The 26,561-nt window shown below is 66.9% G+C and carries 23 protein-coding genes, 1 tRNA gene and 1 pseudogene; 17 read left to right on the top strand and 8 right to left on the bottom strand.

Annotated features, from left to right (window positions below):
• Positions 1–49 precede the first annotated feature (49 nt).
• Positions 50–126: transfer RNA gene (locus tag EU513_RS14755), tRNA-Met, on the top strand.
• A 71-nt stretch (positions 127–197) separates the two neighbouring features.
• Here the strand turns inward: EU513_RS14755 and EU513_RS14750 are convergent.
• From EU513_RS14750 to EU513_RS14725, 6 genes and pseudogenes are all read right to left on the bottom strand, one after another.
• Positions 198–935 carry a hypothetical protein gene (locus tag EU513_RS14750; protein ID WP_129627370.1) on the bottom strand — a complete coding sequence of 246 codons (738 nt, stop codon included), beginning with the start codon at positions 933–935 and terminating at the stop codon, positions 198–200.
• Positions 936–989: 54 nt separating this feature from the next.
• Positions 990–1,816 (bottom strand): annotated as a pseudogene (locus tag EU513_RS14745) (oleate hydratase); the annotation flags it as partial.
• A 106-nt stretch (positions 1,817–1,922) separates the two neighbouring features.
• Positions 1,923–2,255: a hypothetical protein gene (locus tag EU513_RS14740; RefSeq protein ID WP_205744808.1), complete on the bottom strand. Its 333-nt coding sequence runs from the start codon at positions 2,253–2,255 to the stop codon at positions 1,923–1,925.
• Positions 2,252–4,618: an excinuclease ABC subunit UvrA gene (uvrA, locus tag EU513_RS14735; protein WP_129627366.1), complete on the bottom strand. Its 2,367-nt coding sequence runs from the start codon at positions 4,616–4,618 to the stop codon at positions 2,252–2,254. The genes EU513_RS14740 and uvrA overlap by 4 nt, the downstream gene beginning before the upstream one ends.
• Before the next feature lie 213 nt (positions 4,619–4,831).
• On the bottom strand, positions 4,832–5,545 hold the full coding sequence (locus EU513_RS14730) for an SDR family oxidoreductase (protein WP_129627363.1): 714 nt from the start codon (positions 5,543–5,545) through the stop codon (positions 4,832–4,834).
• Positions 5,542–6,357 carry a transglutaminase family protein gene (locus EU513_RS14725; protein ID WP_129627360.1) on the bottom strand — a complete coding sequence of 272 codons (816 nt, stop codon included), beginning with the start codon at positions 6,355–6,357 and terminating at the stop codon, positions 5,542–5,544. The genes EU513_RS14730 and EU513_RS14725 overlap by 4 nt, the downstream gene beginning before the upstream one ends.
• A gap of 90 nt (positions 6,358–6,447) precedes the next feature.
• Between EU513_RS14725 and EU513_RS14720 the strand changes: the two genes are divergently transcribed.
• The 5 genes from EU513_RS14720 (at position 6,448) to EU513_RS14700 (ending at position 11,907) form a co-directional block, all read left to right on the top strand.
• A complete protein-coding gene (locus tag EU513_RS14720; protein WP_205744807.1) occupies positions 6,448–7,149 on the top strand; it encodes a general stress protein in 702 nt (233 codons plus the stop codon).
• A gap of 48 nt (positions 7,150–7,197) precedes the next feature.
• The gene (locus EU513_RS14715; RefSeq protein WP_129627357.1) at positions 7,198–7,734 is read left to right on the top strand and encodes a PadR family transcriptional regulator; all 537 of its coding nucleotides are present in this window, start codon (positions 7,198–7,200) and stop codon (positions 7,732–7,734) included.
• The gene (locus EU513_RS14710; protein ID WP_129627354.1) at positions 7,731–8,135 is read left to right on the top strand and encodes a nuclear transport factor 2 family protein; all 405 of its coding nucleotides are present in this window, start codon (positions 7,731–7,733) and stop codon (positions 8,133–8,135) included. The genes EU513_RS14715 and EU513_RS14710 overlap by 4 nt, the downstream gene beginning before the upstream one ends.
• Before the next feature lie 8 nt (positions 8,136–8,143).
• The gene (locus tag EU513_RS14705) at positions 8,144–10,186 is read left to right on the top strand and encodes an NADPH-dependent 2,4-dienoyl-CoA reductase (RefSeq protein WP_129627351.1); all 2,043 of its coding nucleotides are present in this window, start codon (positions 8,144–8,146) and stop codon (positions 10,184–10,186) included.
• A 71-nt stretch (positions 10,187–10,257) separates the two neighbouring features.
• Positions 10,258–11,907 (top strand): HNH endonuclease signature motif containing protein, encoded by a 1,650-nt coding sequence (locus EU513_RS14700; RefSeq protein ID WP_129627348.1) that lies wholly within the window; start codon positions 10,258–10,260, stop codon positions 11,905–11,907.
• Here the strand turns inward: EU513_RS14700 and EU513_RS14695 are convergent.
• Positions 11,826–15,959: an FtsK/SpoIIIE domain-containing protein gene (locus EU513_RS14695; protein ID WP_129627345.1), complete on the bottom strand. Its 4,134-nt coding sequence runs from the start codon at positions 15,957–15,959 to the stop codon at positions 11,826–11,828. The two genes, EU513_RS14700 and EU513_RS14695, sit on opposite strands and share 82 nt — an antisense overlap.
• 193 nt (positions 15,960–16,152) lie before the next feature.
• Here EU513_RS14695 and EU513_RS14690 point away from each other — a divergent pair, with 193 nt between their 5' ends.
• The 11 genes from EU513_RS14690 to EU513_RS14640 all read left to right on the top strand — a co-directional run bounded on the left by EU513_RS14690 (position 16,153) and on the right by EU513_RS14640 (position 25,346).
• Complete coding sequence (locus EU513_RS14690; RefSeq protein ID WP_129627342.1) at positions 16,153–17,379, top strand: CpaF family protein; 1,227 nt, start codon at positions 16,153–16,155, stop codon at positions 17,377–17,379.
• A complete protein-coding gene (locus EU513_RS14685) occupies positions 17,376–18,236 on the top strand; it encodes a type II secretion system F family protein (RefSeq protein WP_129627339.1) in 861 nt (286 codons plus the stop codon). The genes EU513_RS14690 and EU513_RS14685 overlap by 4 nt, the downstream gene beginning before the upstream one ends.
• Positions 18,233–19,156: a type II secretion system F family protein gene (locus tag EU513_RS14680; RefSeq protein WP_129627336.1), complete on the top strand. Its 924-nt coding sequence runs from the start codon at positions 18,233–18,235 to the stop codon at positions 19,154–19,156. The genes EU513_RS14685 and EU513_RS14680 overlap by 4 nt, the downstream gene beginning before the upstream one ends.
• Positions 19,157–19,195: 39 nt before the next feature.
• The gene (locus EU513_RS14675; RefSeq protein ID WP_205744806.1) at positions 19,196–19,399 is read left to right on the top strand and encodes a hypothetical protein; all 204 of its coding nucleotides are present in this window, start codon (positions 19,196–19,198) and stop codon (positions 19,397–19,399) included.
• Positions 19,368–19,775, top strand: coding sequence for a TadE family protein (locus tag EU513_RS14670; RefSeq protein ID WP_129627333.1), 408 nt, complete (start codon positions 19,368–19,370; stop codon positions 19,773–19,775). The genes EU513_RS14675 and EU513_RS14670 overlap by 32 nt, the downstream gene beginning before the upstream one ends.
• The gene (locus EU513_RS14665; RefSeq protein ID WP_129627330.1) at positions 19,772–20,233 is read left to right on the top strand and encodes a pilus assembly protein; all 462 of its coding nucleotides are present in this window, start codon (positions 19,772–19,774) and stop codon (positions 20,231–20,233) included. Before EU513_RS14670 ends, EU513_RS14665 begins: the two co-directional genes overlap by 4 nt.
• Positions 20,230–20,709: a pilus assembly protein TadG-related protein gene (locus EU513_RS14660; RefSeq protein WP_129627327.1), complete on the top strand. Its 480-nt coding sequence runs from the start codon at positions 20,230–20,232 to the stop codon at positions 20,707–20,709. The genes EU513_RS14665 and EU513_RS14660 overlap by 4 nt, the downstream gene beginning before the upstream one ends.
• An 87-nt stretch (positions 20,710–20,796) precedes the next feature.
• Positions 20,797–21,903, top strand: coding sequence for a peptide chain release factor 2 (gene prfB, locus EU513_RS14655; protein ID WP_129627324.1), 1,107 nt, complete (start codon positions 20,797–20,799; stop codon positions 21,901–21,903).
• Between the two features lie 467 nt (positions 21,904–22,370).
• Positions 22,371–23,099: a cell division ATP-binding protein FtsE gene (ftsE, locus tag EU513_RS14650; protein ID WP_129627321.1), complete on the top strand. Its 729-nt coding sequence runs from the start codon at positions 22,371–22,373 to the stop codon at positions 23,097–23,099.
• 1 nt (position 23,100) lies between these two features.
• Positions 23,101–24,021 carry a permease-like cell division protein FtsX gene (ftsX, locus tag EU513_RS14645; RefSeq protein WP_129627318.1) on the top strand — a complete coding sequence of 307 codons (921 nt, stop codon included), beginning with the start codon at positions 23,101–23,103 and terminating at the stop codon, positions 24,019–24,021.
• A 26-nt stretch (positions 24,022–24,047) separates the two neighbouring features.
• Positions 24,048–25,346 carry a peptidoglycan DD-metalloendopeptidase family protein gene (locus EU513_RS14640; protein WP_168990305.1) on the top strand — a complete coding sequence of 433 codons (1,299 nt, stop codon included), beginning with the start codon at positions 24,048–24,050 and terminating at the stop codon, positions 25,344–25,346.
• On the opposite strand, the gene EU513_RS14635 is transcribed toward EU513_RS14640, so the two are convergent.
• Positions 25,347–26,537, bottom strand: coding sequence for a sorbosone dehydrogenase family protein (locus tag EU513_RS14635; protein WP_129627312.1), 1,191 nt, complete (start codon positions 26,535–26,537; stop codon positions 25,347–25,349).
• Positions 26,538–26,561: the final 24 nt, after the last annotated feature.

Raw genomic sequence — 26,561 nt, 5'->3', positions numbered from 1 at the left:
TCGATTTGGTGAACGGCGAACCGGTGATTTATGGTTATGGACATACCGACGCGGGGTGGAGCAGCTCGGTAGCTCGCCGGGCTCATAACCCGGAGGTCGCAGGTTCAAATCCTGCCCCCGCTACCAAAGCCGTTTTACTCCAACTGGCGACCTGAGGGTCATCGTGGAGTGAAGCGGCATCGAACAGATCCTCGGAGTTAGCTCCGAGGATCTTTTCGCTGTGCGGCGTGATGTCGCGATGATCGGGTCGCCCTGGGGTTTCCAAACAGGATCACCGCCGTCTTGGTGTTGCGGCGACGAGCGTCGTTGACGCAGTGCAGCACGTAGTTGTACGCATTGAGTTGCTCGTCGAGCAGCACGAACTGTTCGCGGTGCTGCACCTCCTCAGCTGCGAGAGCCATGAGGTGGTTGGACGGTGCGACCCGACTGCCGGTGAGTTGGTCGGCAGCTTCCGCGCCGCTTGCACCGGCGAACGTGGTGCGCAACGGCTCCCTGAACGCGCCCCGTCGCTGACCCGTGACGAGCCGCCTGAACTCGTCCTGCGGCTTCGCGAACAAATCGCGCACCCCGGCATCGGTTGCGTTGTGCAAGTAGGCGATTCCGCGCACGCGACCCTCGTTGCCACGGAGGCTCATGGCGAAGTCGGTGAGGTGTTCGCAGTAACCGCGCCCTTGGTCAACGGGGTGGCTTACAGGGCGCGAGTAGCCAGGCACGCTGACGACGCAGTCGCTGTCCTCGAACAGCCTCGCGTCCGTCCACTGCTTCAGCTCAACAACCAGATAGGTCGGTTCCCCGTCCGGGGCAACGCGGCCTCGGCGTACTTCGTCTTCGTCGCGGTCGAAGGGGCTGGCCACTCCCGGCTGGTCCCCACGCTGCCCACCGAGAGCGAGGAGGACCGGCGTCGGGAGCGCGAGGCCGAGATCCGGCGTGAGCACCGGCTCGCCCGGCGAGTCGCCATCGAGGCGGGCCGCACGGCCGGCGCCTGGCGCTCAGCCGCGCAGGAGCCCGGCCTGCTCGAGGAGGCGTCCGATCTGGTTGTCGTCGAGCCGGTCGACGAGCGTGGAGCGCACCCGCCCGGGGCCAGGGACCTTGATCGGGTAGCCGCCGCGGAGTCGGGCAGAGGCGTCGAGGAGCGCCCGCACGTCGTAGGTCGACCCCCACACCTCGCGGACGGCTCGCTCGATGCCGACTAGCGAATAGGCCGCCTCCATCCCGGTGCGGACGGAGTACTCGGTCGTGAAGATGCAGTCCCGGCTCGTCTCGGCGAACTGGCCGATGAAGGCGAAGTTCTGCGCCCCCTCGGGGACGACGTCGGGGCGGTCGCCGGCCTTGCGCGGCATGAAGAAGCTCGTGACGTAGGGCATCATGACGGGCACGCAGGTCGCGCCGTCGGCCGCCAGCTCGGGGATCTCCTCGACGGGGACACCCATGTGGTAGAGCCACTCCTGGACGATCTCCTCGCCCGTGCACTCCTGGATCGACTTCTTCACGTAGTCGCCGGGGACGTCGCTGAAGAGGGCGTAGACCCAGACGACGACCTGACCGGGGACCTGGGCCTTGAACTGTGGCTGACGGTTGACCGTCCACGACAGGAGCCACGAGGAGTCGCGCGCCGTGACGATCCCGCCGGTCACGGTGCGGCCGGAGAGGGGGTCACGGCCGCAGATCGGCGGATGTGCTCGGGGATCCGCTCATCGAGGGTCGTGACCGTCGCCGACTCCCACTTCGTCTCGGGAATGCTGCTGCAGAAGACCTCCGGGCGGCCGAATGCCGGGTCCTTGCGGGCGACCTTCTTCCACAGGTCCCACGACCTCGCGATCGCCGGGGCCACGGGCGGGTGACACGGGCCGCGTTGGGAGACTGGCGCCTGGTGAGGAGTTCGGTATGGCTCCGTCAACGCAGTGGCGATCGTTCAGATGAAGTCAGGCATGCTCACTCGCCGTCGGATGCCTCGCGGTCCGCTCACGCAACCAGGTAGTCGTTCCGGCGGCCATGCCCCGCGACTTGGGCATCTGGTGCACCGGGACCACGATGAGCGAAGCCTCACGTCGCAGGGACCACTTGATGGCGTGATAGACGGCTGACAGCGATTCAGTGCTGTTCACGGCGATAAGTCCCGGGGCAATAAGCATCGCTTCATGCCACGGCCCCTCCAGGTCGGCTAGGTCGGCCAGGTCTTCCGAGGTCCAAGCGAGGTAGACGGTCAATGTCGTCATCCTTTTCGACGTGCGCAGCGGCGACCGCAGCCAGCTCATGTCCGCTCGAGCCGCCGCGCGAGGTAGGGCGCGGTCACGCTCCCGTCGGCCTGCACGATGTCGGCCGGCGTCCCGGTCGCGACGACTCGACCGCCGGCGTCTCCTCCGCCCGGGCCGAGGTCGATGACCCAGTCGGCTGTGGCGATCACGTCGAGGTCGTGCTCGACGAGAACCACCGTGTTGCCGGCGTCGACGAGCTGGTGCAGCTGGCGCAGCAGCAGCGCGGTGTCGGCGGGGTGCAGTCCTGAGGTGGGTTCGTCGAGCAGGTAGAGAGTGTGGCCTCGGTGCGCCCGCTGGAGCTCGGTAGCGAGCTTGATGCGTTGCGCCTCACCACCGCTCAGTTCGGTCGCAGGCTGTCCCAGTCGCAGATATCCCAAGCCCACCTCGCGCAGCGTCCGAAGGCTGCGTGCAACGGTCGGCACGTCGGCGAGGAATCTCGCGGCATCGTCGACGGACAGGGCGAGGACCTCCGCGATGTTCTTGTCGCGATAGGTGATCTGGAGCGTCTCGGGGTTGTAGCGATCGCCGTGGCACGTCGGGCAGGGAGCGTAGGTGCCAGGCAGAAAGAGCAGCTCGACGGAGACGAACCCCTCGCCCTGACAGGTCTCGCACCGGCCCCCGGCGACGTTGAAGGAGAAGCGGCCGGCGCCGTAGCCACGAGCCCGGGCCGCGTCCGTGGCGGCGTACAGCTTCCGCACGGCGTCGAACATCCCCGTGTATGTCGCGAGGTTGGACCGCGGCGTCCGGCCGATCGGGCGCTGGTCGACCAATACCAGTCGGTCGAACGACTCACGAGCAGTCGGGTCCTCGGCCAGGACCTGGGTGACCAGGGTCGACTTGCCGGACCCGGACACCCCGGTGACGGCGGTCAGCACGCACAGCGGGATGTCGACAGACACGTCGCGCAGGTTGTGGCGATGTACGCCGGTCAGTCGCAGCCAGCCCTGCGGGGCCCGCGCATCGTGCACAAGCCGCTCAGAGCGACCGAACAGGTAGGCGCTGGTGACCGAATCCGTAACCTCTTCGAGGTCCGCGACAGGGCCGCTGTGAAGCACCCGACCTCCGGCCTCGCCCGCACCCGGGCCGATGTCGACGACCCAATCTGCTCGTCGTACGACGTCGAGGTCGTGCTCCACGACGAACAGCGTGTTGCCAGACGCCTTGAGGCGGTCCAGGACATCCAGCAGGGGCTCTGCGTCGGCCGGGTGCAGTCCGGCGAAGGGCTCGTCCAGGACGTAGACGACCCCGAACAGACCCGAACGCAGCTGCGTGGCGATCCGCAGGCGCTGCGCCTCTCCAGGCGACAGCGTCGTCGAGCTCCGTCCCAGGCTCAGGTAACCCAGGCCCAGATCTAGGAGCACCTCGACGCGCGCGACCAGGTCAGTGCAGATCCGCGACGCGACCTCGTCGGCACCCGCGGGCCGCTCGGCGACCGGACGCAGCAGAGTCACCAGCGCTGTGAAGGGCAGGTCGTTGACCTCGGCGATGGAACGCCCGAGGAAGGTCACCGCGAGGGCTTCGGGCCGTAGTCCACTGCCCTGGCAGTCCGGGCAGGGCGCTTCCTCCACGAACCGCATGGCCCGCTCGCGCATCCGCTCGCTCGTGGAGTCGGCCAGCACGTGCATGACGTGGCTGCGCGCGCTCCAGAACTTGCCGTAGTAGCCGTGGTCGACGCGACCTGGTTCAGGCTCGATGAGCACCGAGGGCTGCTCTTCGGTGAACAGCAGCCAGTCGCGGTCCCGCTTCCTGAGACTGTGCCACGGCTTGTCGACATCGATGCCGAGCCCCATCACGATGCTGCGCAGGTTGGCACCCTGCCACGCGCCCGGCCAGGCGGCGATCGCCCCTTCACGGATGCTCAGTGATGGGTCCGGGACAAGCAACTCCTCGGTGACGTCGTGGACGACGCCCAGGCCGTGGCAGCGCGGGCACGCGCCCGCGCTGGTGTTGGGCGAGAACGCCTCGGCCGCGAGGTGATCGGCACCAGCCGGGTAATCGCCGGCCCGCGAGTAGAGGATCCGCAGCAGGTTGGACAGCGTGGTGATGGTGCCGACCGACGAGCGCGAGGTGGCCGTGCCCCGGCGCTGCTGAAGCGCGACCGCAGGCGGCAGGCCGGTGATCTCCTGGACGTGCGGGGCACCGACCTGCTGCAGCAGCCGGCGCGCGTAGGGCGCGACCGACTCGAAGTAGCGGCGCTGCGCCTCGGCGTACAGCGTTCCGAAGGCCAGCGACGACTTCCCCGACCCAGAGATCCCGGTGAACGCCACCATCACGTCGCGAGGAATGTCCACATCGATATTGCGCAGGTTGTTCTCATTGGCACCGCGAACATGCACAAAACCATCGGTCGCATCGGTGGTCACGTGCTGCCCCTGTCGGTCGCCCTCGGTGTCGTCGACGACAAGTTATCGCGCTGCCCGAACGCCATCGTCACTGAGACTCGTCCGCGGCGGACCTGGGTGCAGCAGATGCGTGTTTGCGTGACGGGCCGAGGCGGTGCACGGCTGCCAGCCGAGCTGCTCCTGGTCTCGGAACTACCGCCGGACTCGGCGGCCGTCCGAATCGCGCCGGAATCCTTACGATGGTCGCCGGTTCGTCGCCGCGGGCGCGGGACGGATCGAGATGGTCTCGTACGTGGCGTCCGGGGATGCGGTGATCGCGGTGCGGACGGCGATGGCCACCGACTCCGGGCGCAGGAACTCCAGCGGGTCGTACGCCCGGTTCTCGGACGCGACGAGTTCGCGCTGCATGTCGGTGTCGACGCGTCCGGGGTGCACGGAGCAGACGCGGATGCCGTCGGGGCGCAACTCCTCGCGCAGAACATCGGTCAGCGCGGTGAGGGCGAACTTGGTCGCCGGGTAATGGCCGCCCTTGCCGGACGCCTTCAGGCCCGAGCCGGAGTTGATCGTGACGATCGTGCCCTCAGCGGCCTGTAGCGCCGGCAACAGCAGGCGAGTGAGGTCGGAGACCGCAATCACGTTGAGCTCGAACATTCTTCGCCAGATGTCACGCGAGGAGTCCTCGGTGCGTTGACCGCCGGCGACGCCTGCCGAGTGCACGACGGCGTCGAGACGATCGAGTCCCAGCGCGGCGACGGCGTCCGCCGTCGACTGTTCGTCGGCTAGGTCGCAGATGAAGGGCTGAGCAGACTCGTACGAGGCGCAGGCGGATTCGACAGCATCTCGGTCACGTCCGCCGATGATCAGGTGATGGTCGGGCGCGAGAGCGGCACACACGGCGGCGCCGATCCCTCGGGTGCCTCCGGTGACGAGCACGCTGGGGCGGGTCATTCGGTGGCCTCCTTGCTGGTGACGGTCATCAGCTGCATCCAGGGCGCTCCGTAGGTGGTCACCATCGCGACGTCGGCGGCATCGCGGCCGATACCGATGATCACGCGTCCCTTGCGTGGGCTGTCCCAGCGCGGGTCGAAGTCCCACCAACGATCGCCGAGCCACACCTGAGTCCACGCGTGGAAGTCGTACGGACGTCCGGTCGGTTCGACGTCCATCTCGCTGATGTAGCCATGCACGTACCGCGCGGGGATGTTCATCGCCCGGCAGAAAGTGATCATCAGGTGCGCGAAGTCGCGGCAGACGCCCTGGCCACTGGCGAAGGTGTCGACCGATGTCGCGGTGCTCGTGGTCGAGCCGGTCGTGTAGCTCAGCCACTGGTTGACGAAGGTGTTGATCGCTGCAACCCGCTGGTAGCCCGGCTTCATCGTGCCGAAGCGCTTCCACGCCTGGTTGCCGAGCAGATCGGGCAAGCAGTAGCGGCTGGTCAGGGTGTAGAGCAGCACGTCGTCCGGGAGGTCGGTGGGCGCCATCTCGGGGGCGTCCTCGTCCCAGGAGTCGAACGCGTCCGGAACTGTGGCCAGGGCCGAGTAGGTGAGTGTCGTGACCCCGATCGGCAGGGTGAGGCGGGTGCACGGGTTGTCGTACACGTCGCGGAAGTGGTGCAACGGGAGGTCGTCGGTGATCGTCCAGTTCTCGTCCTTGATCGACACGGTGTCGGACGGCTGCGCTGCCACCTGGAAGACGGCGGCGGTGGGCGCCAGCGAGGAGTAGCGGAAGGTGCATCCGAGTTGCAGGGTGCGAGTGGACACGACGCTCCTGTTCGTTGGATCGGGGGACCTGCTCACTCTAGGTGGGGACGACAGCGCTGCGGTGCCTCGCAGGGGTGGCACAATGCAGGCATGAGCACGCCTGGCATGCGCCCGAACAACGCCCACCTTCCGAAGCTGACCCTCGACTACCCGATGTCGCTGGGTGTCTTCAGCGAGTACGAGGAGGCGCAGCGGGCGGTCGACTACCTGTCCGACCACGAGTTCCCGGTGCAGCAGTGCATGATCGTCGGCACCGACCTCAAGCAGGTCGAGCGGATCACCGGGCGTCTGACCTGGGGACGCGTGCTGCTGGGCGGCCTGGCGTCCGGTGCCTGGCTGGGTGCGTTCGTCGGACTGATCTTCAGCCTGTTCTCCAACGAGAACGGCCTGTCGATGATCCTGTCCACGGTGCTGCTCGGTGCGCTCTTCGGAGCGTTCTGGGCGGCCATCGGTTACGCAGCAACCCGGGGCCGTCGCGACTTCACCTCGGTGTCTCAGGTGGTCGCCACGAAGTACGAGGTGCTGGTCGAGCACAAGAGCGTCAATCAGGCGCGTGAACTGCTGTCGCAGATGGGCGGCGACGCAGGCCGCGCGGCGCGGGCTGCGCAGGAAGCGACGTACGCTCCCCGTGATGCCGGTCCGCAGCGCACCTACAGCGAATCGTTGAACGACGGTCGTGGCGGGGCGACTGCGCAGCCGACGCCCGAGGGACAGCAGAGCTGGCCGGCGACCGAGCCGCGCTACGGACAGTACCAGCAGCCGCAGCAGCCGGAGACTCCGAACCAGGGCTAACCTATGCAACTCGTTGCACAACAGCGAGTTGCATAGTACTTTCGTCGCGTGGCACTGGAGCACGCGATCCTCGTCTCGCTCGCCGAACGCTCGGCGTCCGGATACGATCTCGCGCGCCGGTTCGATGCGTCCATCGGGCACTTCTGGAAGGCGAGCCACCAGCAGATCTACAAGGTGCTCGCCCGAATGGAAGCCGACGGCTGGGTGAGCACCGAACGTGTGTCCCAGGGGGCGCGTCCGGACAAGAAGGTGCACGCGATCACCGAGGCCGGGCACGCCGAACTCCTCGCCTGGTCGGCCCGTCCGACGCCCGCTGAGGCTGTGCGCAGCGAGTTCGCCGTCCGTATCCGTGCGCTGCACCTGCTAGATCGAGCGACGGTGCTGGGCGCCGTCCGGGACCGGCGGCAACAGCACGAGGACGCGCTCGCGGGCTACGAAGCCAGCCGCCGCAAGTACTTCGCCGACCCGGCTGAACTCGCCGACGACGAGATCGGCCCCTACCTCGCGCTACGAGGTGGAATCCGCTTGGAACGCAACGGTATCGACTGGTGCGACGAGATCATCGAGACATTGGAGCAGAGATGAAGAAGTTCCGCGAGGCGGCCGAGGCCCACGACTGCGACGCGATGGCCGCGCTGTTGGCCGACGACGTCCGCTTCATCAGCCCGGTGGCATTCAAGCCGTACGAGGGCAAGGCGGTCACGGCCGCGATCCTGCGTGGGGTGATGCGCGTCTTCACCGATCTGCGGTACGAGCGCGAGATCGTCGATGGCCGGCAGAGCGCACTGATCTTCCGGGCGATGGTCGGTGACACGGAGGTCAACGGCTGCGACTTCATCACCGTGGGACCGGACGGGTTGATCACCGAGTTCATGGTGATGGTCCGTCCGCTGCGCGGCGCGAATGCGCTCGCCGAGGCGATGGGCGCACAGTTCGACCAGATCCTGGCCGAGGCCGCCGCCGACATGACCGATTCACAGAAGTGAGCACACCGATGACGAACCCGCAGCAGTACCCGCACCTGCTCAGCCCGCTCGACCTCGGATTCACCGAACTGCGCAATCGCGTCGTGATGGGTTCGATGCACACCGGCATGGAGGACAAGCTCAAGGACCTGCCCAAGCTCGCGGCGTACTTCGCCGAGCGTGCTCGCGGTGGTGTCGGACTGATCGTCACCGGCGGCTACGCGCCGACCAAGCGTGGGTGGCTGCTGCCCTTCGGTAGCGAGATGACCAACGCACGGCAGGCCGCCAAGCATCAGGTCGTCACCGACGCGGTGCACGCCTACGACGGCAAGATCCTGCTGCAGGTCCTGCACGCCGGCCGCTACGGGTACACCCCGTTCAACCTTGCGCCGTCGCGCAAGAAGTCGCCGATCACGCCGTTCCGGCCGTGGGCGATGTCGACCAAGCAGGTCGACCACACGGTGTCGGCGTTCGCGAAGGCGGCGAAGCTGGCCAAGGACGCCGGCTACGACGGTGTCGAGATCATGGGGTCGGAGGGCTACCTGATCAACCAGATGCTCGCTGCCCGCACCAACGACCGCACGGACGCGTGGGGCGGCACCGCCGAGAAGCGGATGCGCTTCCCGGTCGAAATCGTCGCTCGCACAAGAGAACTCGTCGGCGACGATTTCATCCTGCAGTACCGCATCAGCCTGCTCGACCTGGTCGACAACGCGCAGACCTGGCAGGAGACCGCCGAACTCGCCAAGAAGCTCGAGGCAGCGGGTACGACGATCCTCAACACCGGCATCGGCTGGCACGAGGCACGCGTACCGACCATCGTGACCTCGGTACCCCGCGCCGCATTCGCCTGGACGACAGCGAAATTGAAGGACGAGGTCGGTATCCCGGTCGTCGCGTCCAACCGGATCAACAAGCCGGAGACCGCCGAGGAGATCATCGCGTCAGGCCAGGCCGACCTGGTGTCGATGGCACGTCCGTTGCTCGCCGACGCGGAGTTCGTGAAGAAGGCGCAGGAGGGCCGCTCCGAGGAGATCATCACCTGCATCGCCTGCAACCAGGCCTGCCTCGACCACACGTTCGCGAACAAGCGCGCCAGTTGCATGCTCAACCCCCGCTCGGGCCACGAGACCGAACTCGTGCTGCTGCCAACGCGGACCGTGAAGCACATCGCGGTCGTCGGTGCCGGCCCCGCCGGGCTTGCCGCCGCCGTGGAGCTGGCCGGACGCGGGCATCGGGTGGAACTGTTCGAGGAGTCGGCGGAGATCGGTGGCCAGTTCAAGCTCGCCGCGAAGATCCCCGGCAAAGAGGAGTTCGTCGAGACGATCCGCTACTACGAGCACATGCTGGATCTGCGAAATGTCAAGACTCACATGGGAGTTCGCGCGAGCCTCGACGACCTGAGGCACTTCGACGAGGTCGTGCTCGCCACCGGCGTCGAGCCGCGCGTGCCATCGATCGCGGGCATCGACCACCCGAAGGTGGTCACGTACCAGCAGGTGGTCGGCGAGGGCGTCCCTGTCGGGCAGCGCGTTGCCGTGATGGGTGCCGGCGGCATCGGCTTCGACGTCAGTGAGTTCCTGCTGCACGACGTGGGGGAGAGCCTCGATCATTGGATGCAGCGGTGGGGTGTCACCGATCCCGAACAGGAGCGCGGTGGCCTTACCGACAAGGTGAAGATCAGTCCGCGCCGCGAGGTGATCCTGTTGCAGCGCAAGGCTTCTGCGCACGGTAAGGGCCTGGGCAAGACCACCGGATGGGTGCACCGTCAGACCCTCAAGGACTCCGGCGTGCAGTTCGTCGGTGGGGCTGAGTACGTGCGTGTCGACGACGACGGTCTGCACATCACCGTGCCCGTCGACCCGAAGGACGAGAAGTCCGAGCGTGAGGCGAAGGTGCTGCCCGTCGACACCGTCGTGCTGTGCACCGGGCAGGAGTCGGTGCGTGACCTGGTGCCGCTCACCGATGCCCTCGGCAAGCCGGTGCACGTCATCGGTGGCGCGGACGTCGCGGCTGAACTGGACGCGAAGCGGGCGATCAAGCAGGCGACCGAACTGGCTGCGCGGCTCTAGATTTTCCTCGCCCACAGCGGTCCCGGTTTCCGACCAGGGACGTTGTCGGTGGGCCCGCCTAGAGTCTTCGTATGGCCCTTAGCTACGAGTTCTACGAACCGGTCTCACCGGTGGAATTCGTTCTGCTGCAATCGCTTTCGGATCAGAAGCAGCGTTTGTTGAACCAGCTTGTGAACGCTTTGGGTTCACCTGCGGAGATGCTGACGTTCGCGAACCGGATGTCCCGTGAAGCGTTCTACCGGCTCGATGCCGAAGCCGTGCGGAACGCCGGTGGCATCAGCACCGCTCGGCCCGTCGATGTCGATGACATGCGGCTGTTGGAGGAAGCCATCAAAGGCTCCACCCAGTTGGCGTCCACGTCACAAGCCGTGCAGGCAATGGCCATGGCTCGGTATGCCGCGATCGATGAAGAGCTGGTCGATTCCGACACCGGCGTCACGGCGAAGGTCGAGTATGCGCTCGGTCACCAGGCGTCGTTCGCCGACACCGACCTGGCGGCTGCCTGTCAGATGGCACCCCGCACCGCGTCGAGCAAGCTGAGCAACTCCATCGATGCGTGCACCAGAACTCCCGGGTTGCTGGCTGCGGCGGTGGAAGGGGAGATCCCGTTCTGGAAGGTGTCGCTCGTTGCGTCGGAACTGGTGAACGCCTCACCCAAAACCTCCCACCGGGTCGAGCAGCACCTGCTCGACACCAAAGGCTTCGACGCCTGGGGTTACCTCAAAGTGAAGAGCGCCGCGCGGGCACTGGTGACCCAGTGGGAGGCCGAGGCCGCGAAGAAGACCCGCCAGAAGGAAGCCAAAGAAGCCACCGGTGTGTGGGTTCGCCCCTCCGACATTGCCGGGATGGCGGAGTTGTGTGCCGTCGGCCCGGCCGACCAGATCGCCCGCATCTACGGAGCCGTGGACCAGTTGGCTGATCGACGCTCGAAGAACCCGCCCGAGGGCAACGAGACCGGTGAATCGAAGCCGACGCTCGGACAACTGCGCCTGGGCGCGTTGCACGACCTCGTCACACAAAGCGCCGACATCTCCTACCACGTCGTCATCCAGGTCCCTGTCGTGCGTGAGGAACAAGCCGCCACGGCTGCAACGAAACGTGCCACCGACGACCCGGACCACGAGCCCGAGGCGTCCCCGGACGACGGATCACCACCACCCGGACAATCCAGCTCATCCCCGCGAGGCCCGGACGACTTTGAATTCGCTTCAGAAACAGGTGAAACCGCCCGGGCGTACAAAGCCGGTTGGGCACGGATCGCCGGGATCGGGTTCATCCGGCCCGAAGTGCTCGACGCATTGATCGAGCAGTTCGGTTGCCGCCTCACCCGAGCACTGGTCGACGCCGACACCGGAGTCACCTGCGAGACCTCGACGACGGCGTACGAGCCCACGCCCAGGATCAGGGAGTTCGTGCAACAACGCGACCAAACCTGCCGGTTCCCCATGTGCACCAGGACCGCCATCAGGTGCGACATCGACCACGTCATCGAATGGCCGCAGGGACCCACCGCCGGGCACAACCTCGCCGCACTCTGTCGCCACCATCACGACGCGAAGACGAAGAATCACTGGGACTACGAGATGAGCGACGACGGAGTCTGCACCTGGACCTCCCGCACCGGCCGCACATACGTCACCTACCCGGACTCGGTGCACGACGATTCATCGCCCGGTCCGTCCGGACTCGATCGCGCGGGCGCCGCGACCTGGGCGACCTGAAGTTCGGTGAGTTCGCCGCGGTGGACCAGGAATCCGTTGCCCGGACGCGGACGGTCGAGTTTGGGGCATCGGAGCGCGAACAGTTCACCGTCGGTGCGGCTCGGCATCAGCAGCACGCCTGTGCCACGGCGCCGCAGTTCGCCGACGAGTCCCCGGTAGTTGCCGGAGAGCTGATCGATGTCTCCTGACGCGACGACGACGGCGCCGGTGCTGCTCGCCTTGGCCGCGTAGCGGGCCAGCGACTCCTCGATCTCCGAGTCGACCAACGCACAGACGTCGTCGATCAAGAGAACGCCGGTCGGATCGCGAGCAAGCCACTCGGCCAGTTGTGTCCCGTCTTCCGGTTGGAAGACGTCATCGGGCAGGTCAGCGCGGGTGTCGGTGGAGATCCAGCAAGTAGGACGCCCGTGCAACTGTTCGGCAACCGTGAGGAGGGTCGTGGTGCGTCCGCTGCGGGGTGGTCCCGCGATGATCGCGACCAGATCATCGAGCCGTCCGAGGGGGAGTGCGACCGTGCCGTCGGCGCCGGCTCCGACGGCGATTCCCTGAGACGGAGCCAGGTCGGTGACAGGCACTGCGGTCGGGACCGCATCGATGCGGTGAATGCCGGTCGGCACGAAGCATGCAGGCAGCTCGGCAGGAAGCGTGATCTGCAGTTCTGTCCCGTCCGGCACCGTCAGACCGCGCCCGGGTGGCATGTCTGAGGGGATGCAATCGCGAGGGACCCCGATCGCCGCGAGATCGTCCTTGTCGGCCATCGCCAGTGCGATCTGGGAACGAAACAGTGACAAAAAGCGGCTGGTCAGCAATCCGCGTCCCCCGGTCGCCAACACGTGCACGTCGGCGGATGAACCGTCGCGCAGGATCGTGGTCGCCAGGTCCATGAGGCGGAAGAGCGCCGCGTCGTCGGCGAGATCGTCGAGCACGTCCCAGCCGTCGATCACCAGGATCAGCCGCTGACGCCCCCGCTCAGGATGTCGTCGACGGTCGGCGATCTCGTTGGTGACGTACTCCAGTACGCGTTCGACGCGACTTGGTTCATCCGGGCTGACGACGGCTCCCACGCGCGAATGGCTGCCCAGATCGGCCAACGACCGCCCGAGATCGAGTACGTAGACGTGCGGGGCGTCGTCCTGGGAGAGGGCCTCGGCCAACAGGGTGCGGACTGCCGTCGATCGTCCACTGCGCGGACCACCGACGATCGCAAGGTGCTGATCGGTCGGCGGCGACCACACCATGGCCGGCTGATCCTGTCGGTGCGGGCGATCGGCGAGGCCGAATCGGTAGCCCGCTGATTCTGCGCCGCAGACGGTCACTGAGTCGCGTCCGTCGAGGGTCCGTCGTGTCACTGCGTCCGGCAGTGGCGGGAGCCACGGAGGCGGCGAAGCGGTGATCCGGAGGTGTTCTGCGCAATCCTTGAGCAGGGGCGCGAGCCGGGTGAGGATCGACTCGTCTTCGGTTCCGCGGTGCTGGGTAGGTCGACCGAACTCACCCACCGAGATGCTGTCGCGCCTTAGTGCGGGCACTGTGACTCGCGCGCTCTGGAACAGCTGGGACTCACCACCGCCGCAGCGCAGGTATCCCCGTCCGGGGGACGACGCCGGGATTCGGGCGGCGTCCATGGTGTCGATGACGTCCTGGGAGTCGCCGTCGTCACGCACCCGCAGCGCGATGCGCAGGTTGACGTTGGCTCTGATGTCGGCCGACACGATGCCGGCCGGACGCTGTGTCGCCAGCACCAGGTGCACACCCAACGATCGCCCCACGGTCGCCAGTCTCACCAGACCGTCGACGAAGTCAGGCAATTCCTCTGCCAGCACGCGGAATTCGTCGATGATGAGGCACAAGCGCGCAATGGTCGGGGCGCTCGGATCACGGTGATAGTCGTCCAGGTCCTTCGCGCCGGCTACAGCAAGCAATCGTTCACGGCGCTGGAGCTCGGCCTGCAGTGACACGAGTGCGCGCTCGGTGAGATGCCCGTCAAGATCGGTCACCAACCCCACTGTGTGGGGCAGCCGAGCGCACTCGCGAAAAGCTGCGCCGCCCTTGTAATCGATGAGGACGAAGTTGAGTGCATCCGGGCGGTTGGCGGCAGCCAGCGAAGCGATGAGCGTCTGCAACAGTTCCGACTTGCCCGCGCCGGTCGTGCCGGCGAGTAGCGCGTGCGGTCCGTCGACCACCAGGTCGGTGACTGCCGGTCCTGACGCCGTGGCACCGAGGAGGGCGGACATCACCGGTCGGCGGGGCCAGTTCGATTGAAGCGCAGCGATATCGAGCAGGTCTGTGCCCAGGTGCGAGCGCCATACCTCGTCCAGTCCGACCTGTGTCGGTGGAGTGCCGTTGACATCGATCGACGAGGTGTCGTGTGCGGGGGCGAGGAGCCTCGCCGAACGATCGAGCAGTCCGATGGCCGGCAGATCGGGGACACAGTCGGTGACATCATCGGCGAGGACCGTCGTCCGTGTCGAGGAGTGCAACCGGACGATCGGATGGGCTCGGTCGGGTAACTCGGTCTCGGTCTCGCCGAACGCGACGACGCTGCAACGGTAACGCTTCGGATCGCCGATAATCTCGGTCAATGCCTTTGCAGCGCAGGTGAACTCCGCGTCAAGAAGGATGAGCAGCAGACTCGGCGGATCCTGTGAACGATCGTCCGGGGAGCAGACCGGAAGGCCGCGGACGAAGTCGGCGAGGGCGTCCGGATGGTCGAGGTCGAACAAGGCCGCGGGACGGTCGAGCACGGGTCGCAGGTGGGGGAGCCAGCCCAGCTCGGTCTCATCGAGCCGGTGGTGGCTGACGACTGCGATCCGCAGGTGCGCCGGTGAGTGCCAGGCCACGGCCTGGACCAGCAGGCTCTCGAAAGCACGTCGATGGTCGTGACCGGCCACGCCGACGACGCGGTGCGCCGCGAGATCGACCGTCACGGGCGCGTCCGGCAGCGGCACCCGCTCGTCCTCGGCGCCCTCGTGTACCACGGTCAGCCCGGAGGCGATGGTTCCGCGACCGATTCGCCAGTGCAGGTAGCCGTACTCGGCCGGGTGTCGGTGCCACAATCGCCGGTCGAGGGTCTCGATGGTGCGGAATGCATCGCTGAGACCTGGGAGTGCGCGGATTCTGATCGCGTGCTCGGCCAGCAGCGTGCGGGCGATCCGCTCCCGGTGACGTTGCAGGGCCTTGTTGTAGTCATCGATGTCTCGTCCGCGAGATCGTCGTCCGTCGCGCTTGTCCGACAGGTGCTGGGCGAGCATCAGCACGGGACTGAAGAGGGCGAAGGCGAGGAACATCATCGTCTTCATCCACCACGCGAGGCCGACACCGATCACGAGCGGGAGCAGGATCACGATCCACGGCATCGTGCGTCGATCTGGACGTCGCGGGCGCGTCGGGGCGGATAGCCGCACCTGTGGTGGTGGGGCGGAACGCGCCGGCGGACGCCGAACCGGCACCCTCGCGTCCTGTGCCGGGCGTCGCCCTGCAGGTGGTGTGCTGAGTGTGAGCGTGGAGTTGCCGACCCTCAGTTCGTCACCGACGCGCAGCTCCGACCCCGATTCGACCGCACCGATCTTCCGGCCGCCGATCTGCGTACCGTTCGTCGAATCGAGATCATGGACGGTGACCCGACCGGCGTCCAGGGCCACCGCGCAGTGCAGTCGCGACACGTCCGGGTCGTCGAGAGGAAAGACCGCAGGTTCAACCCTGCCGATCGTCAGCGGCCGGCGGTCGAGCCATCGTCGCGCGCCGACCTGCGGGCCGTGGATGCATTCAAGGGCCAGCAGTCCACGATGCGTTGCTGCGGTGGGTCGGAACGACAGGACCGAACCATGTGCGATGTGGCCGACGAGGAAATCGTCGGTGAGTTCGTCCGGTCCGATCCACACCCGGCTCGGCACCGGACAACCCGACGAGGTCATGGCGGTCCGGATCTCTGCCCATGTCGAGTCGGACGCCGCCGCGATTCGCACGTCGTGGACGGTCGACTCCGCACCCACGATGCTCAGGGCCAGTTCGATCCGTCGGATGCTCGAGGACTCGGGTCGTTGCAGGTGTGCCATGGGCGCGGAGTATCGCCCGAGACGGGGTTCGCTGCCGGTGGGCCTGTGGATAAGTGCTCGAAGGTCAACAGATGGTCAAGAACAGGCCAGCCGGACCCCAAATTTTGTGGATGAGTGTTCCGGTCCGGCTGCGGAGCGCGTTTCATGTGCTTCATGCCGCCGGTAGGTGCCGAGCGGCAGGAAGGCAAGGGGCATGAACGGTATCCAGGTCATCGAGGGCGAAGTCCGCGAACTCATTCGTCGACGTCGCCTCGACCCGGTCGGGGACCGTGCCTCGCTGCACTCGCTCGTGCACGACGTCGTTCAGGATTACGAGGAGCGCACGCTGCACGGTGGGCTCGAGCCGCTCGGTGACCGTGATGTCGCCACACGCAGTGTGCTCGATTCCGTCCTCGGTTTCGGGGCACTGCAGCAGTACCTCGACGACCCGACGATCGAGGAGATCTGGCTGAACGATCCGAACCGGGTCTTCGTGGCGCGACACGGCGTATCCGAGCTCACCCCGACGATCCTGACAGAGCACGACGTCCGCAATCTGGTCGAGCGGATGCTCAAGCCGTCCGGTCGACGGGTCGACCTCTCCTCACCGTTCGTGGACGCAACCTTGCCGGACGGGTCCCGGCTGCACGTCGCGATTCCGGATGTGACCCCGGGCCGCTGGTACATCAACATCCGAAAGTTCGTCGCCAGAGCGCACTCGTTGGACGATCTGGTCACGCTGGGTTCACTCAACCGGCACGCAGCCCAGTTCCTGCGAGCCGCCGTCGCCAGTGGCCTCAACATCCTGGTGACTGGAGGTACGCAAGCCGGCAAGACGACGATGCTCAACTGTCTGGCAGCCGCGATCCCACCCACCGAGCGGGTGGTGTCCTGCGAAGAAGTCTTCGAGCTGAAGCTCAATCTGCGTGACTGGGCAGCGCTGCAATGCCGCCAGCCGAGTCTCGAGGGCACCGGGGAGATCCCGCTGCGGCGCCTGGTCAAGGAAGCGCTGCGAATGCGCCCCTCCCGGATCATCGTCGGTGAGGTGCGCCAGGAGGAGAGCCTCGACCTGCTGATCGCAATGAACAGCGGTTTACCCGGCATGGCGAGCTTGCACGCCAACTCCGCACGCGAGGCACTGGTGAAGATGTGCACGCTGCCGCTGCTTGCCGGACCGAATGTGGGTTCGCAGTTCGTGATGCCGACTGTCGCCAGCTCGATCGACTTGATCGTGCACGTCGGGCTCGAACGCGACGGGAAGCGTGCTGTTCGGGAGATCGGCGCGGTACCAGGGCGATTCGAGGGAAGCGTCATCGAATTGGCCGAGTTGTTCGTACGGCGTGACGGGGAACTGGTGCGGGGCGAGGGATTCCCGCCGCACGAGGAACGTTTCGCGCGCGCCGGGTACGACGTCGCCGACCTCTTGGGGGACCGACGATGATCCCGGTCGTCAGTGTCTTGTTCGGCCTGGGCGTCTTCTGCATCTACTGGTCCTTCTGGCCGCGTATGCAAGCCAAGCCGAAGTCCAAGGTCACCGCCGTCGACCGGTTGCGCAGCGACCTTGCGGTCAGCGGCGTTCGCGGATTCTCCCTGCCGATGCTGACCTTCATCTGCGGCGGAAGTGCGCTGCTGGTGTTCCTGGTCGCCATGGCGGCCACCGGGGTGATTCCGGTGGCACTCTGCTTCGCCGTCCTTGCCGGCTACGGCCCGATCGCGCTCGTCCGTAGCCAGGCACACAAACGGCGGCACAACCGCCGTGAACTCTGGCCGGACGCGGTCGATCACATTGCCTCCGCGGTCCGCGCCGGGCTTGCCCTGCCCGAAGCGTTGGCGCAGTTGGCGATTCGCGGACCGGAGGAGCTGCGACCGGCGTTCGCGCAATTTGCCCAGGAGTATCGAACCTCGGGTGACTTCCAGCGGTGCCTGGACGATCTCAAGCAGCGCCTCGCCGACCCGGTGGCCGACCGACTGGTCGAATCGCTGCGGCTGGCACGCGAGGTAGGTGGCACCGACCTCGGGCGACTGCTGCGCACCCTGTCGACCTTCCTGCGCGACGATGCGCGCACCCGCGCTGAGTTGGAGGCGCGGCAGTCCTGGACTGTGAACGCCGCTCGACTGGCACTCGTGGCGCCGTGGTTGGTGCTGCTGATGTTGGCCACGCGCGGCAGCAGCCTGCAGGCATACAGCAGCGGTACAGGGGTGGCGATCCTGACGATCGGCGGCCTGGTGTCGTTCGCTGCCTACCGGATCATGCGCCGGATCGGCCGGCTGCCCAGTGAGATCCGGGTGATGGCATGACCGCCAACCTCGGGTGGATCGGTGCCCTGTGCGGACTGGTGGCGGCCGCCGGACTGCTGTTGCTGTGGCAGGGCCTGCCGATGCGCCGACGGTTGACATTGTCCGACCGGATCGCACCCTACGTCGCCGAGCGGCCACGTCCCTCCAAGTACCTCGGCGGCCCGATCGCGTCCGACCAACTGTGGAACTCCTTGCTACGCAAGGCCGGTGGTGTCGTCGACTCCGTGCTGGGCGGAAGTGTCTCGGTGCGTCGCCGGCTCGAACGAGCGGGCAGCAACGCGTCCGTGGAGGACTTCCGGGCTGAGCAGGCGATGTACGGCTGTGTCGCGGCGCTCGCCGCCACCGGCTGCGTGTCCTTGCGGATGGCGTCCGGATCGCAGTCGCCGGTGACCGCAGTGCTGCTGGTGCTCATCGCCTCGGGTGCAGGAGTCGTCCTGCGTGACCAACTGCTCACTCGAGCAGCTGAGAAGCGCGACCGCCAGATCCTGGCCGAATTTCCCGCAGTCGCAGAACTCCTGGCGCTCGCCGTCACTGCTGGCGAAGGTGCGGCGGCTGCTCTGGAACGTGTGGCTCGTCTGTCGAAGGGGGAGCTGTCGAGCGAACTGCGCCGGTGTCTCATCGACGCACGTGCCGGCGCCAGCCTGCCGGAAGCGTTGCAGGGTCTCGCCGACCGCACCGGACTCGCCAGCCTGGCTCGGTTCGTCGACGGCATCGTGGTCGCTCTCGAACGCGGAACACCCCTCGCTGACGTGATGCGTGCGCAGGCGCAGGACGCGCGTGACGCCGCCAAGCAGGAACTCATCGAACTGGGTGGCCGGCGGGAACTGGCGATGATGGTTCCGGTGGTGTTCCTCGTCCTGCCGGTGACCATCCTCTTCGCGGTCTGGCCAGGGCTGTCCGCGCTCAAACTCACGATGTGAATTGCATTGTGTCTCAAGGGAAATACGGAGGTAGGAACAATGAGCGGTCTGCAGAGAATGTCCGACCGGATGCTGCGCCGAGTGGTCGAGCTGCGCGGCGAGGGTGAGCGCGGCGACGTGCCGGGCTGGGTTCTGATCACCTTGATGACCGCAGGACTGGTCACCGCGATCTGGCAGTTCGCCCAGCCTCAGCTCACCAGCTTGTTCGACAATGCCATCCACGGCGTCAACGGCGGCAAATGAGTCCGATCGCGAACGGGGCAGCGCCGTCGCGGAGTTCGCGATGGTCGGATCCTTACTGGTCGTGCTCTTCCTCGGTGCGTTCCAGGTGGGGTTCGCCTTGTTCGTGCGCAACTCTTTGACGGCGTACGCCGTCGAGGGTGCCCGTTACGGTGCTCGGGCCGACTCGACACCGGCTGCCGGTGCCGATCGAACCCGTGGCCTGATCGATCAAGCTTTGGACGACCGGTTCTCCGGTGACGTGAGTGCGAGTGAGACGACCGAAGGCGGTGCGCGCGTCGTCGTGATCAAGGTGCGTGCGCAACTTCCGGTGCTCGGGCCTTTCGGTCCACCAGGCGGGCTCGAAGTGTCCGGGCGGGCGTACGCGGAGGCGCAATGAGGCATGCTCTGAGCACGCTGGTCGAACGGATACGCGTCCGATTGCGGGAACCCGAACGCGGCAGCGCCGTGCTGGAGTTCCTCGTCGTCGGTGTGCTGCTCACACTGCCGGTCTTCTATCTGGTCATCACCTTGTCCAGGATGCAGGCCGGGGCCTACGCGGTCTCCGGGGCGGCGCGCGAAGCCGGCCGCATGTACGTCACCGCCTCGGACGACGCGAGCGCGGCCGGACGCGCCGATGCAGGGGCGGCGTTGGTGTTCGCCGATCATGGTCTGAGCGGCGATATGACGCTCGCCTGCTCAGCATCGCCGTGCTTGACCCGTGGCGCCCAGGTCACCGTGCGCACCGCTGTTGACGTCGATCTCCCGCTGGTGCCCGATTTCCTCGGGGCAGTGGTTCCCACCTCCGTGCGCATGACCAGCACTCACGTCGAATCGGTGGAGAAGTACCGCGAATGAGGTGGCTCGTGCACGCGCTCGTCACCCGTCTGCAGCGAGACCCCGAAGGCGGACGCATCCTCGTCCTCGCGGCCGGACTGTTCGCGATACTCGGCCTCCTTGTCGTGGGTGGCATCGACGTCACGGCAGTTCAGTTGGCCAAGATGCGGGTGCTGAACGCAGCCGACTCCGCGGCCCTCGAATCGGCCGACAGCGTGGACGAAGGATCGGTGTACCGGGGCGGGCTGGCGGGAGGAGTGCCACTGACCGACGAACGAGTGGGCCAAGCAGCGCAGGGAAGCCTGTCCCGGCAGGAGGTGCCGGCGAATGTCCAGGCCTGGCAGGTGGTGAACGGTTCGGCACCGGGCAACAACACGGCCGTCGTACGCGTCCAGGCACTCGTCCGGCCGCCGATCACCGGGGGCTTCCTGTCGTTCCTCGGCACCGAGGTATCGGTGACCGTCGAGTCACGAGCACGTTCCATCGTCCGACCGTGAGTGCCGAACCCACTGGGTCTGCCACGTGGGCTCGGCGCGCATCAGTAGGTTCGGCAAGTGCGCGGCACTGCCGTAGGCTTGCCGACTGTGGCTGTTGATTTTGCGGTGGAACTGAAGGAACTTCGCGCGACGATGAAGTCGGTGAGCGACGTGACCGACCTGGGCGCGCTCCGGGCTCAGATCACCGACCTCGAGGAGCAGTCCGGCGCCCCCGATCTGTGGGACGACCCCGACAAGGCGCAGCAGGTGACCAGCGCTCTCTCGCGCGCCAACTCCGAGATCGAGCGCATCGAGACCATGGACCAGCGCATCGACGACCTCGAGGTGCTGGTCGAGATGGCCGCCGAGGAGAACGACGCCGAGACCCTCGCCGAAGCCGAGCGTGAGCTGATCTCGATCCGCAAGGCCGTCGGCGAACTCGAAGTGCGCACCCTGTTGAACGGCGAATGGGACCAGCGCGAGGCCGTCGTCACGATCCGCGCCGGAGCGGGTGGTGTCGACGCCGCCGACTTCGCCGAGATGCTCATGCGCATGTACCTGCGCTGGGCCGAGCGTCACGGCTACCCGACCAAGGTGATGGACACCAGCTACGCCGAGGAGGCCGGCCTGAAGTCGGCCACCTTCGAGGTCAACGTGCCCTACGCGTACGGCCATATGTCGGTCGAGGCCGGCACCCACCGCCTGGTGCGGATCAGCCCGTTCGACAACCAGGGCCGACGCCAGACCAGCTTCGCCGCGGTCGAGGTGATCCCGCTGATCGAGCAGACCGACTCGATCGAGATCCCCGAGAACGAGCTCAAGATCGATGTCTTCCGCTCCAGCGGCCCCGGCGGCCAGAGCGTCAACACCACCGACTCGGCGGTGCGCATGACGCACATCCCGACCGGTGTGGTCGTCTCGATGCAGAACGAGAAGAGCCAGATCCAGAACCGCGCCGCCGCCCTGCGCGTCATGCAGTCCCGACTGCTGTTGCTCAAGCGTCAGGAGGAGGCCGCACAGCGCAAGGAACTGGCGGGCGACTCCACCGCGAGCTGGGGTGACCAGATGCGCTCGTACGTGCTGAACCCGTACCAGATGGTCAAGGACCTGCGCACCGAGCAGGAGACCGGCAACACCTCGGCGGTCTTCGACGGCGAGATCGACGCCTTCATCGAGGCCGGCATCCGCTGGAAGCGCACCGGCGAAAAAGACTGACGCACAGCTTTTTCGCGAGTGATTGCACGACAATCGGCTCGGACATCGATGGATGTCCGAGCCGATCCCCTTGCACTCGGCGATGAACGACGCTGAGTCCGCCGCGCTCCGCGGCCGGCACGCGTCGGCGGACACCACTGGCTGGGTCGCGCCGGTCGCCACCGAACGAACGGTCATGCCACCGCCGGTGTGGCCCGCAGCAATTAACCGGGTGCCGGACGGATTCACGAACACGTACCCCCGGCGTAGGCGAATCGAGCCGTGGCCACGCCGGACGCGGTTCGGCCGCCACCATGGGTAGACCTGCCCCTGCCCATGCGTCAGGACCATGCCGCAGCGCCATTTGGCCGGGCGTCCGGCGTGCCGTCCGGGGCCGGACGCTACCGCGGCGTACGGTGGCGATGCCCCGGCGAGCATCTCGCTGCGGCCGCACCATCCGACCGACGTGAGGCCTTGCTCGAACCCGCATGATCACCTTCGAGAACGTCACCAAGCGGTACGCAGGCAGCGCCGAACCGGCGTTGTCCGATGTTTCGATCGACGTGGGGCGCGGCGACTTCGCCTTCCTCATCGGGACCTCCGGCTCCGGCAAGTCGACGATGCTGCAGTTGATGACCCGCCAGATCACCGCTTCCCAGGGCGCGATCCTGGTCGCGGGCCGCGACCTGCGTACGTTGCCTGACCGGCACGTGCCGCAACTGCGTCGGGACATCGGCGTCGTCTTCCAGGATTTCCGTCTGCTGGAGAACAAGACCGTCGCGCAGAACGTCGCGTTCGCTCTGCAGGTGCTCGGCACCAAGCGGCACCGGATCAAGCAGATGGTGCCCGAGATCCTCGAACTGGTCTCGCTGGACGGCTTGGCCAAACGGCGTCCGCACGAGTTGTCCGGCGGCGAGCAGCAGCGCGTCGCGATCGCGCGCGCGATGGTGAAGAAGCCCCAGATCCTGCTGGCCGACGAACCGACGGGAAACCTCGACCCCGACACCAGCACCGAGATCGTGAAGGTGCTGGAACGGATCAACAAGACCGGGACGACCGTCGTGGTCGCCACCCACGACGAGCGCATCGTCGATCTGTTCCGCAAGCGGGTCATCGAACTGCACAACGGAGAACTCGTGCGCGACGAACAACTCGGCAGCTACCTGGCCGAACCTCAGCCGGACGACCGGCGTGGGCGCGGACGGTTGGTGGACTGAGGTGCGACTGCGTTTCATGCTCGGCGAGGTCGGTGGGGGCCTGCGCCGCAACATGTCGATGATCATCTCCGTGGTGCTGGTCACGATGGTGTCGATGTTCTTCCTCGGTCTCGGTCTGCTTGCCCAGAAGCAGGTCACGATGGCCAAGGGGTACTGGTACGACAAGGTCGAGGTCTCGATCTTCATGTGCACCAAGGACTCCTCGGCGGCCGCCTCGTGCGTCGACGGCGCGGTGACGCCGGCTCAACGCGACCAGGTCAAGCGAGACCTGGAGAGCATGAAGCCTTTGGTGGAGGAGATCCACTACGAGTCCGCCGCGCAGGCCTACGAACGGTTCAAGCAGCAGTTCAAGAACAGCCCGTACCTCAGTGACGTCGGCCCGGACTCGATGCCCGCGTCCTTCCGGGTGAAGCTGTCCGACCCCAGCCGTTACGCCGAGGTGGTGGCTGCCATCGACGGATCGCCCGGGGTGGAGGCGATCACCGACCAGCGCAAGGTGCTCGACACCTTCTTCAAGCTGCTCGGTGTGCTCAGCGTCGCCGCCGTCGGTCTCGCGGCGCTGATGGTGCTGTGCTCGATCCTGCTGATCAGTACGACGGTGCGACAAGTGGCGTTCAGCAGACGGCGCGAGGTCGAGATCATGCGCCTGGTCGGCGCCTCGGCCACGACCATTTACCTGCCGTTCATCATCGAGGTGGTCCTGGCTGCTCTAGTTGGTGCCGTGCTGGCCGGGGTCGCGCTGTGGCTGCTGGTCGTCAAGGGCGTGGCCGATCTGTTTTCGGCCGAGGGTCGCGGGGGTGACGTTATTGCGCTCATCGGTGCGGACGAGGTGTGGCAGGTCCTACCCTGGTTGGTGGGTGGAGCCGTCGTGTTGTCCATCCTCGTCTCATGGTTGAGCCTGCGCCGTGTGGTGAGGGTGTAGGTGTGACGCAGAAAGGCACAAGCGACGTGGAGCGAACTGAACGAGGTCTGCGCCCGACCCTGCGACGCGGTGCAGCCATCGCGGCACTGATGATGCTCGTTCCCGGCGGGGCAAACGCGGCAGCGGACGATCCCGGCGACCAGAAGGCCAAGATCGACCGGCAGATCATCGCGACGGCCGGCGGGCTCGACGCCGTGAGTCGTCAGTTGATCGCTGCCTCGGACGCGCTGCGTCGCACCGACGGCCTGCTGGCGAAGGCACGTACCGACCTGGGCACCAAGCAGAAGGCGCTCACCGGCGCCGAGAACCACCTCAAGGGTGTCAACAGCCAGCTCAAGATCGCGCAGTCCGAGGAGCGTCGGGCCCGCGGTGACCTGACCACGATCAACACCAATCAGGTCAGGACCAAACGTCTGGTGGGTGGTGTGGCGCGGCAGAGCTACATGACCGGTGGTCTGGGGTCCTTCGACCTCACGCTGCAGATCCTGATGAGTCGCAAGAACCCGTCGGAGACGATGTCACTGGCCGACATCGTGATGCGCCAGCAGAACGGCGTCCTGACGAGCCTGGCGGGGGAGAAGGCGTCCAAGACCGCTGCGATCAACCGGCTCGCTGCTGCCAGCCGGCGAGTCGCCCGGCTGAAGGTGCAGGCCGGCAACGCGGTGACCGCGGCGACGACTGCTCGCAACAACGCGCGGTCCGCAAAGGCCCGCCTGGAGTCACTGCGACGCACCCAGATCACCCAGCGCGACTCCCTCGAACGGCAGCGCAAGGCCGACCTGAAGCTGCTGGCCTGGCAGAAGGGCGAGTCCTCCCGCCTGGGCCGGGTGCTGGCCTCGCGCGCCGCAGCCCGCGCGAAAGCGGCCCGGCAGGCACGCATGGCCGTGCCGCCACCGGCGGCTGCCCCGCGTGCGCCCAGCCGCAGCAGCGGCTTCCTCGAGCCGCCCGCGTCACCGAGTTCGATCGTGTCCGAGTTCGGCATGCGTCACAACCCGGTGCTGAAGGTATGGATGCTGCACGCCGGCGTCGACTGGGCCCTGGCCTGCGGGACGCCGGTGTACGCGTCCGCCGCCGGCGAGGTGGTCACCGCGACCTACAACAGCGTGGCCGGCAACTACGTGGTCGTCGACCACGGGTTCGTCCGTGGGGTCAACCTCGCCACGATGTACGAGCACCTGTCGGCGTTCGCCGTCCGTGGCGGCACGGTGAAGAAGGGCCAGCTGGTGGGGTACGTCGGCACCACGGGTCGGTCCACCGGTTGTCACCTGCACTACACGACGTTGAATGACGGACAGGCCGTCGACCCGCGCAGCTGGATCGGCTGATCAGCCGGCGCTGATCCGCAGGACGCGGTCGTCGCTGCCGTTGCTGGTGGTCACGTACAACGCGCCGTCCGGACCCTGGCGGGCTGCACGAAGGCGTCCGTACGCCTCGTTCACCGGTTTCGGGGCCTGTGTCGAGATCACCCTCGTCCCCGATGAATCAAGGTGCAGCACAAGGAGTTTCGAACCTTTGAGCGCCGTCGTGACGAGTGCGCCGTCCCAGTTCTTCCATTGCTTGCCGGTCAGGAAGGTCGCCGCACAGATCGCCTCTGTCATGTCGCCGGACGACCACACGGCCGCCACTGCGTCGGGGAAGCGGTCGGTGTCGGTCATCGACACCGACTCGTCGTAGTCGTCCTGGCTACCGCCCTTGCTGGGGTCCCAGCCGTAGTTGGCGCCCTTGCGCAGCAGGTTGATCTCGTCGTTCTTGTCGGGTCCGTGTTCGGCGACGTACACCCGTGACCCGCGTACGGCCACGCCCTGGACGTTGCGGTGACCGTACGTCCACACCAGGCGCTCGCCGGCGTTCGAGGAGGACGCATACGGGTTGTCCGCAGGCGCTCTGCCGGTACGTGGATCGATCCGCAGCACCTTCCCGCCGAGGCTCGAGCGGTCTTGCGGCACAGCCGCATCCGCCGTATCTCCGGTGCCGACGTACAACATGCCGTCCGTGCCGTAGTCCATCCGGCAGCCCGAGTGACGTCCGCTGCCGGCAACAGGGAGCCCGGTCAACAGATCGCGGACGCGGTCGGCACTGCGACCGTCCGGCGAGAGTTTCCGCACGACGAGACGGATGTCGACCTCGCGGTGGGTTTCACAGGTGAGGAAGTGACGCGATGTCGCGAAGTCCGGCATCAGCACCAGACCCATCAGACCACCCTCGCCGCGTGCGTTCAGAGAGTCGAGGTCGGCAGCGACGGGTGTGCGCTGTGCCCCGGGCCGCGTCGAGGACAGCAGGGACAGGCGGCCCGAACGTTCGGTCACCAACATCTGGCCGCTCGGCAGGAACGCAAGATCCCAGGGGTGCTCCAGCCCGCCGGCGACCGGCCGGACGGTGAGCCTGGGGGAGTCGGAGCCCGCCGGTGTGGTCGACGGCGCGGTCGACGGTGAGGACCCGCCAGAGCCTGAGAGTGAGGATTCGCCGGAGCCGGGTGACCCCGAGGTGCAGCTCGCGAGCAGGAGCGCGGCCACCATGACCGTTCCTGCCGTGCGCCTGCG

The sequence above is a fragment of the Yimella sp. RIT 621 genome, assembly GCF_004146205.1.
GTDB classification, from domain to species: domain Bacteria; phylum Actinomycetota; class Actinomycetes; order Actinomycetales; family Dermatophilaceae; genus Yimella; species Yimella lutea.
Note: the sequence above shows the minus strand (reverse complement) of the source record. Positions and strands in the feature narration are given on the sequence as shown.

Bases quoted from the DNA above. Each gene is read 5' to 3' on its own strand.
- EU513_RS14740 (WP_205744808.1), bottom strand. From the start codon at position 2,255: ATGAGCTGGCTGCGGTCGCCGCTGCGCACGTCGAAAAGGATGACGACA.
- EU513_RS14730 (WP_129627363.1), bottom strand. From the start codon at position 5,545: ATGACCCGCCCCAGCGTGCTCGTCACCGGAGGCACCCGAGGGATCGGC.
- EU513_RS14720 (WP_205744807.1), top strand. From the start codon at position 6,448: ATGAGCACGCCTGGCATGCGCCCGAACAACGCCCACCTTCCGAAGCTG.
- EU513_RS14710 (WP_129627354.1), top strand. From the start codon at position 7,731: ATGAAGAAGTTCCGCGAGGCGGCCGAGGCCCACGACTGCGACGCGATG.
- EU513_RS14705 (WP_129627351.1), top strand. From the start codon at position 8,144: ATGACGAACCCGCAGCAGTACCCGCACCTGCTCAGCCCGCTCGACCTC.
- EU513_RS14700 (WP_129627348.1), top strand. From the start codon at position 10,258: ATGGCCCTTAGCTACGAGTTCTACGAACCGGTCTCACCGGTGGAATTC.
- EU513_RS14695 (WP_129627345.1), bottom strand. From the start codon at position 15,959: ATGGCACACCTGCAACGACCCGAGTCCTCGAGCATCCGACGGATCGAA.
- EU513_RS14690 (WP_129627342.1), top strand. From the start codon at position 16,153: ATGAACGGTATCCAGGTCATCGAGGGCGAAGTCCGCGAACTCATTCGT.
- EU513_RS14685 (WP_129627339.1), top strand. From the start codon at position 17,376: ATGATCCCGGTCGTCAGTGTCTTGTTCGGCCTGGGCGTCTTCTGCATC.
- EU513_RS14680 (WP_129627336.1), top strand. From the start codon at position 18,233: ATGACCGCCAACCTCGGGTGGATCGGTGCCCTGTGCGGACTGGTGGCG.
- EU513_RS14675 (WP_205744806.1), top strand. From the start codon at position 19,196: ATGAGCGGTCTGCAGAGAATGTCCGACCGGATGCTGCGCCGAGTGGTC.
- EU513_RS14670 (WP_129627333.1), top strand. From the start codon at position 19,368: ATGCCATCCACGGCGTCAACGGCGGCAAATGAGTCCGATCGCGAACGG.
- EU513_RS14665 (WP_129627330.1), top strand. From the start codon at position 19,772: ATGAGGCATGCTCTGAGCACGCTGGTCGAACGGATACGCGTCCGATTG.
- EU513_RS14660 (WP_129627327.1), top strand. From the start codon at position 20,230: ATGAGGTGGCTCGTGCACGCGCTCGTCACCCGTCTGCAGCGAGACCCC.
- ftsE (WP_129627321.1), top strand. From the start codon at position 22,371: ATGATCACCTTCGAGAACGTCACCAAGCGGTACGCAGGCAGCGCCGAA.
- EU513_RS14635 (WP_129627312.1), bottom strand. From the start codon at position 26,537: ATGGTGGCCGCGCTCCTGCTCGCGAGCTGCACCTCGGGGTCACCCGGC.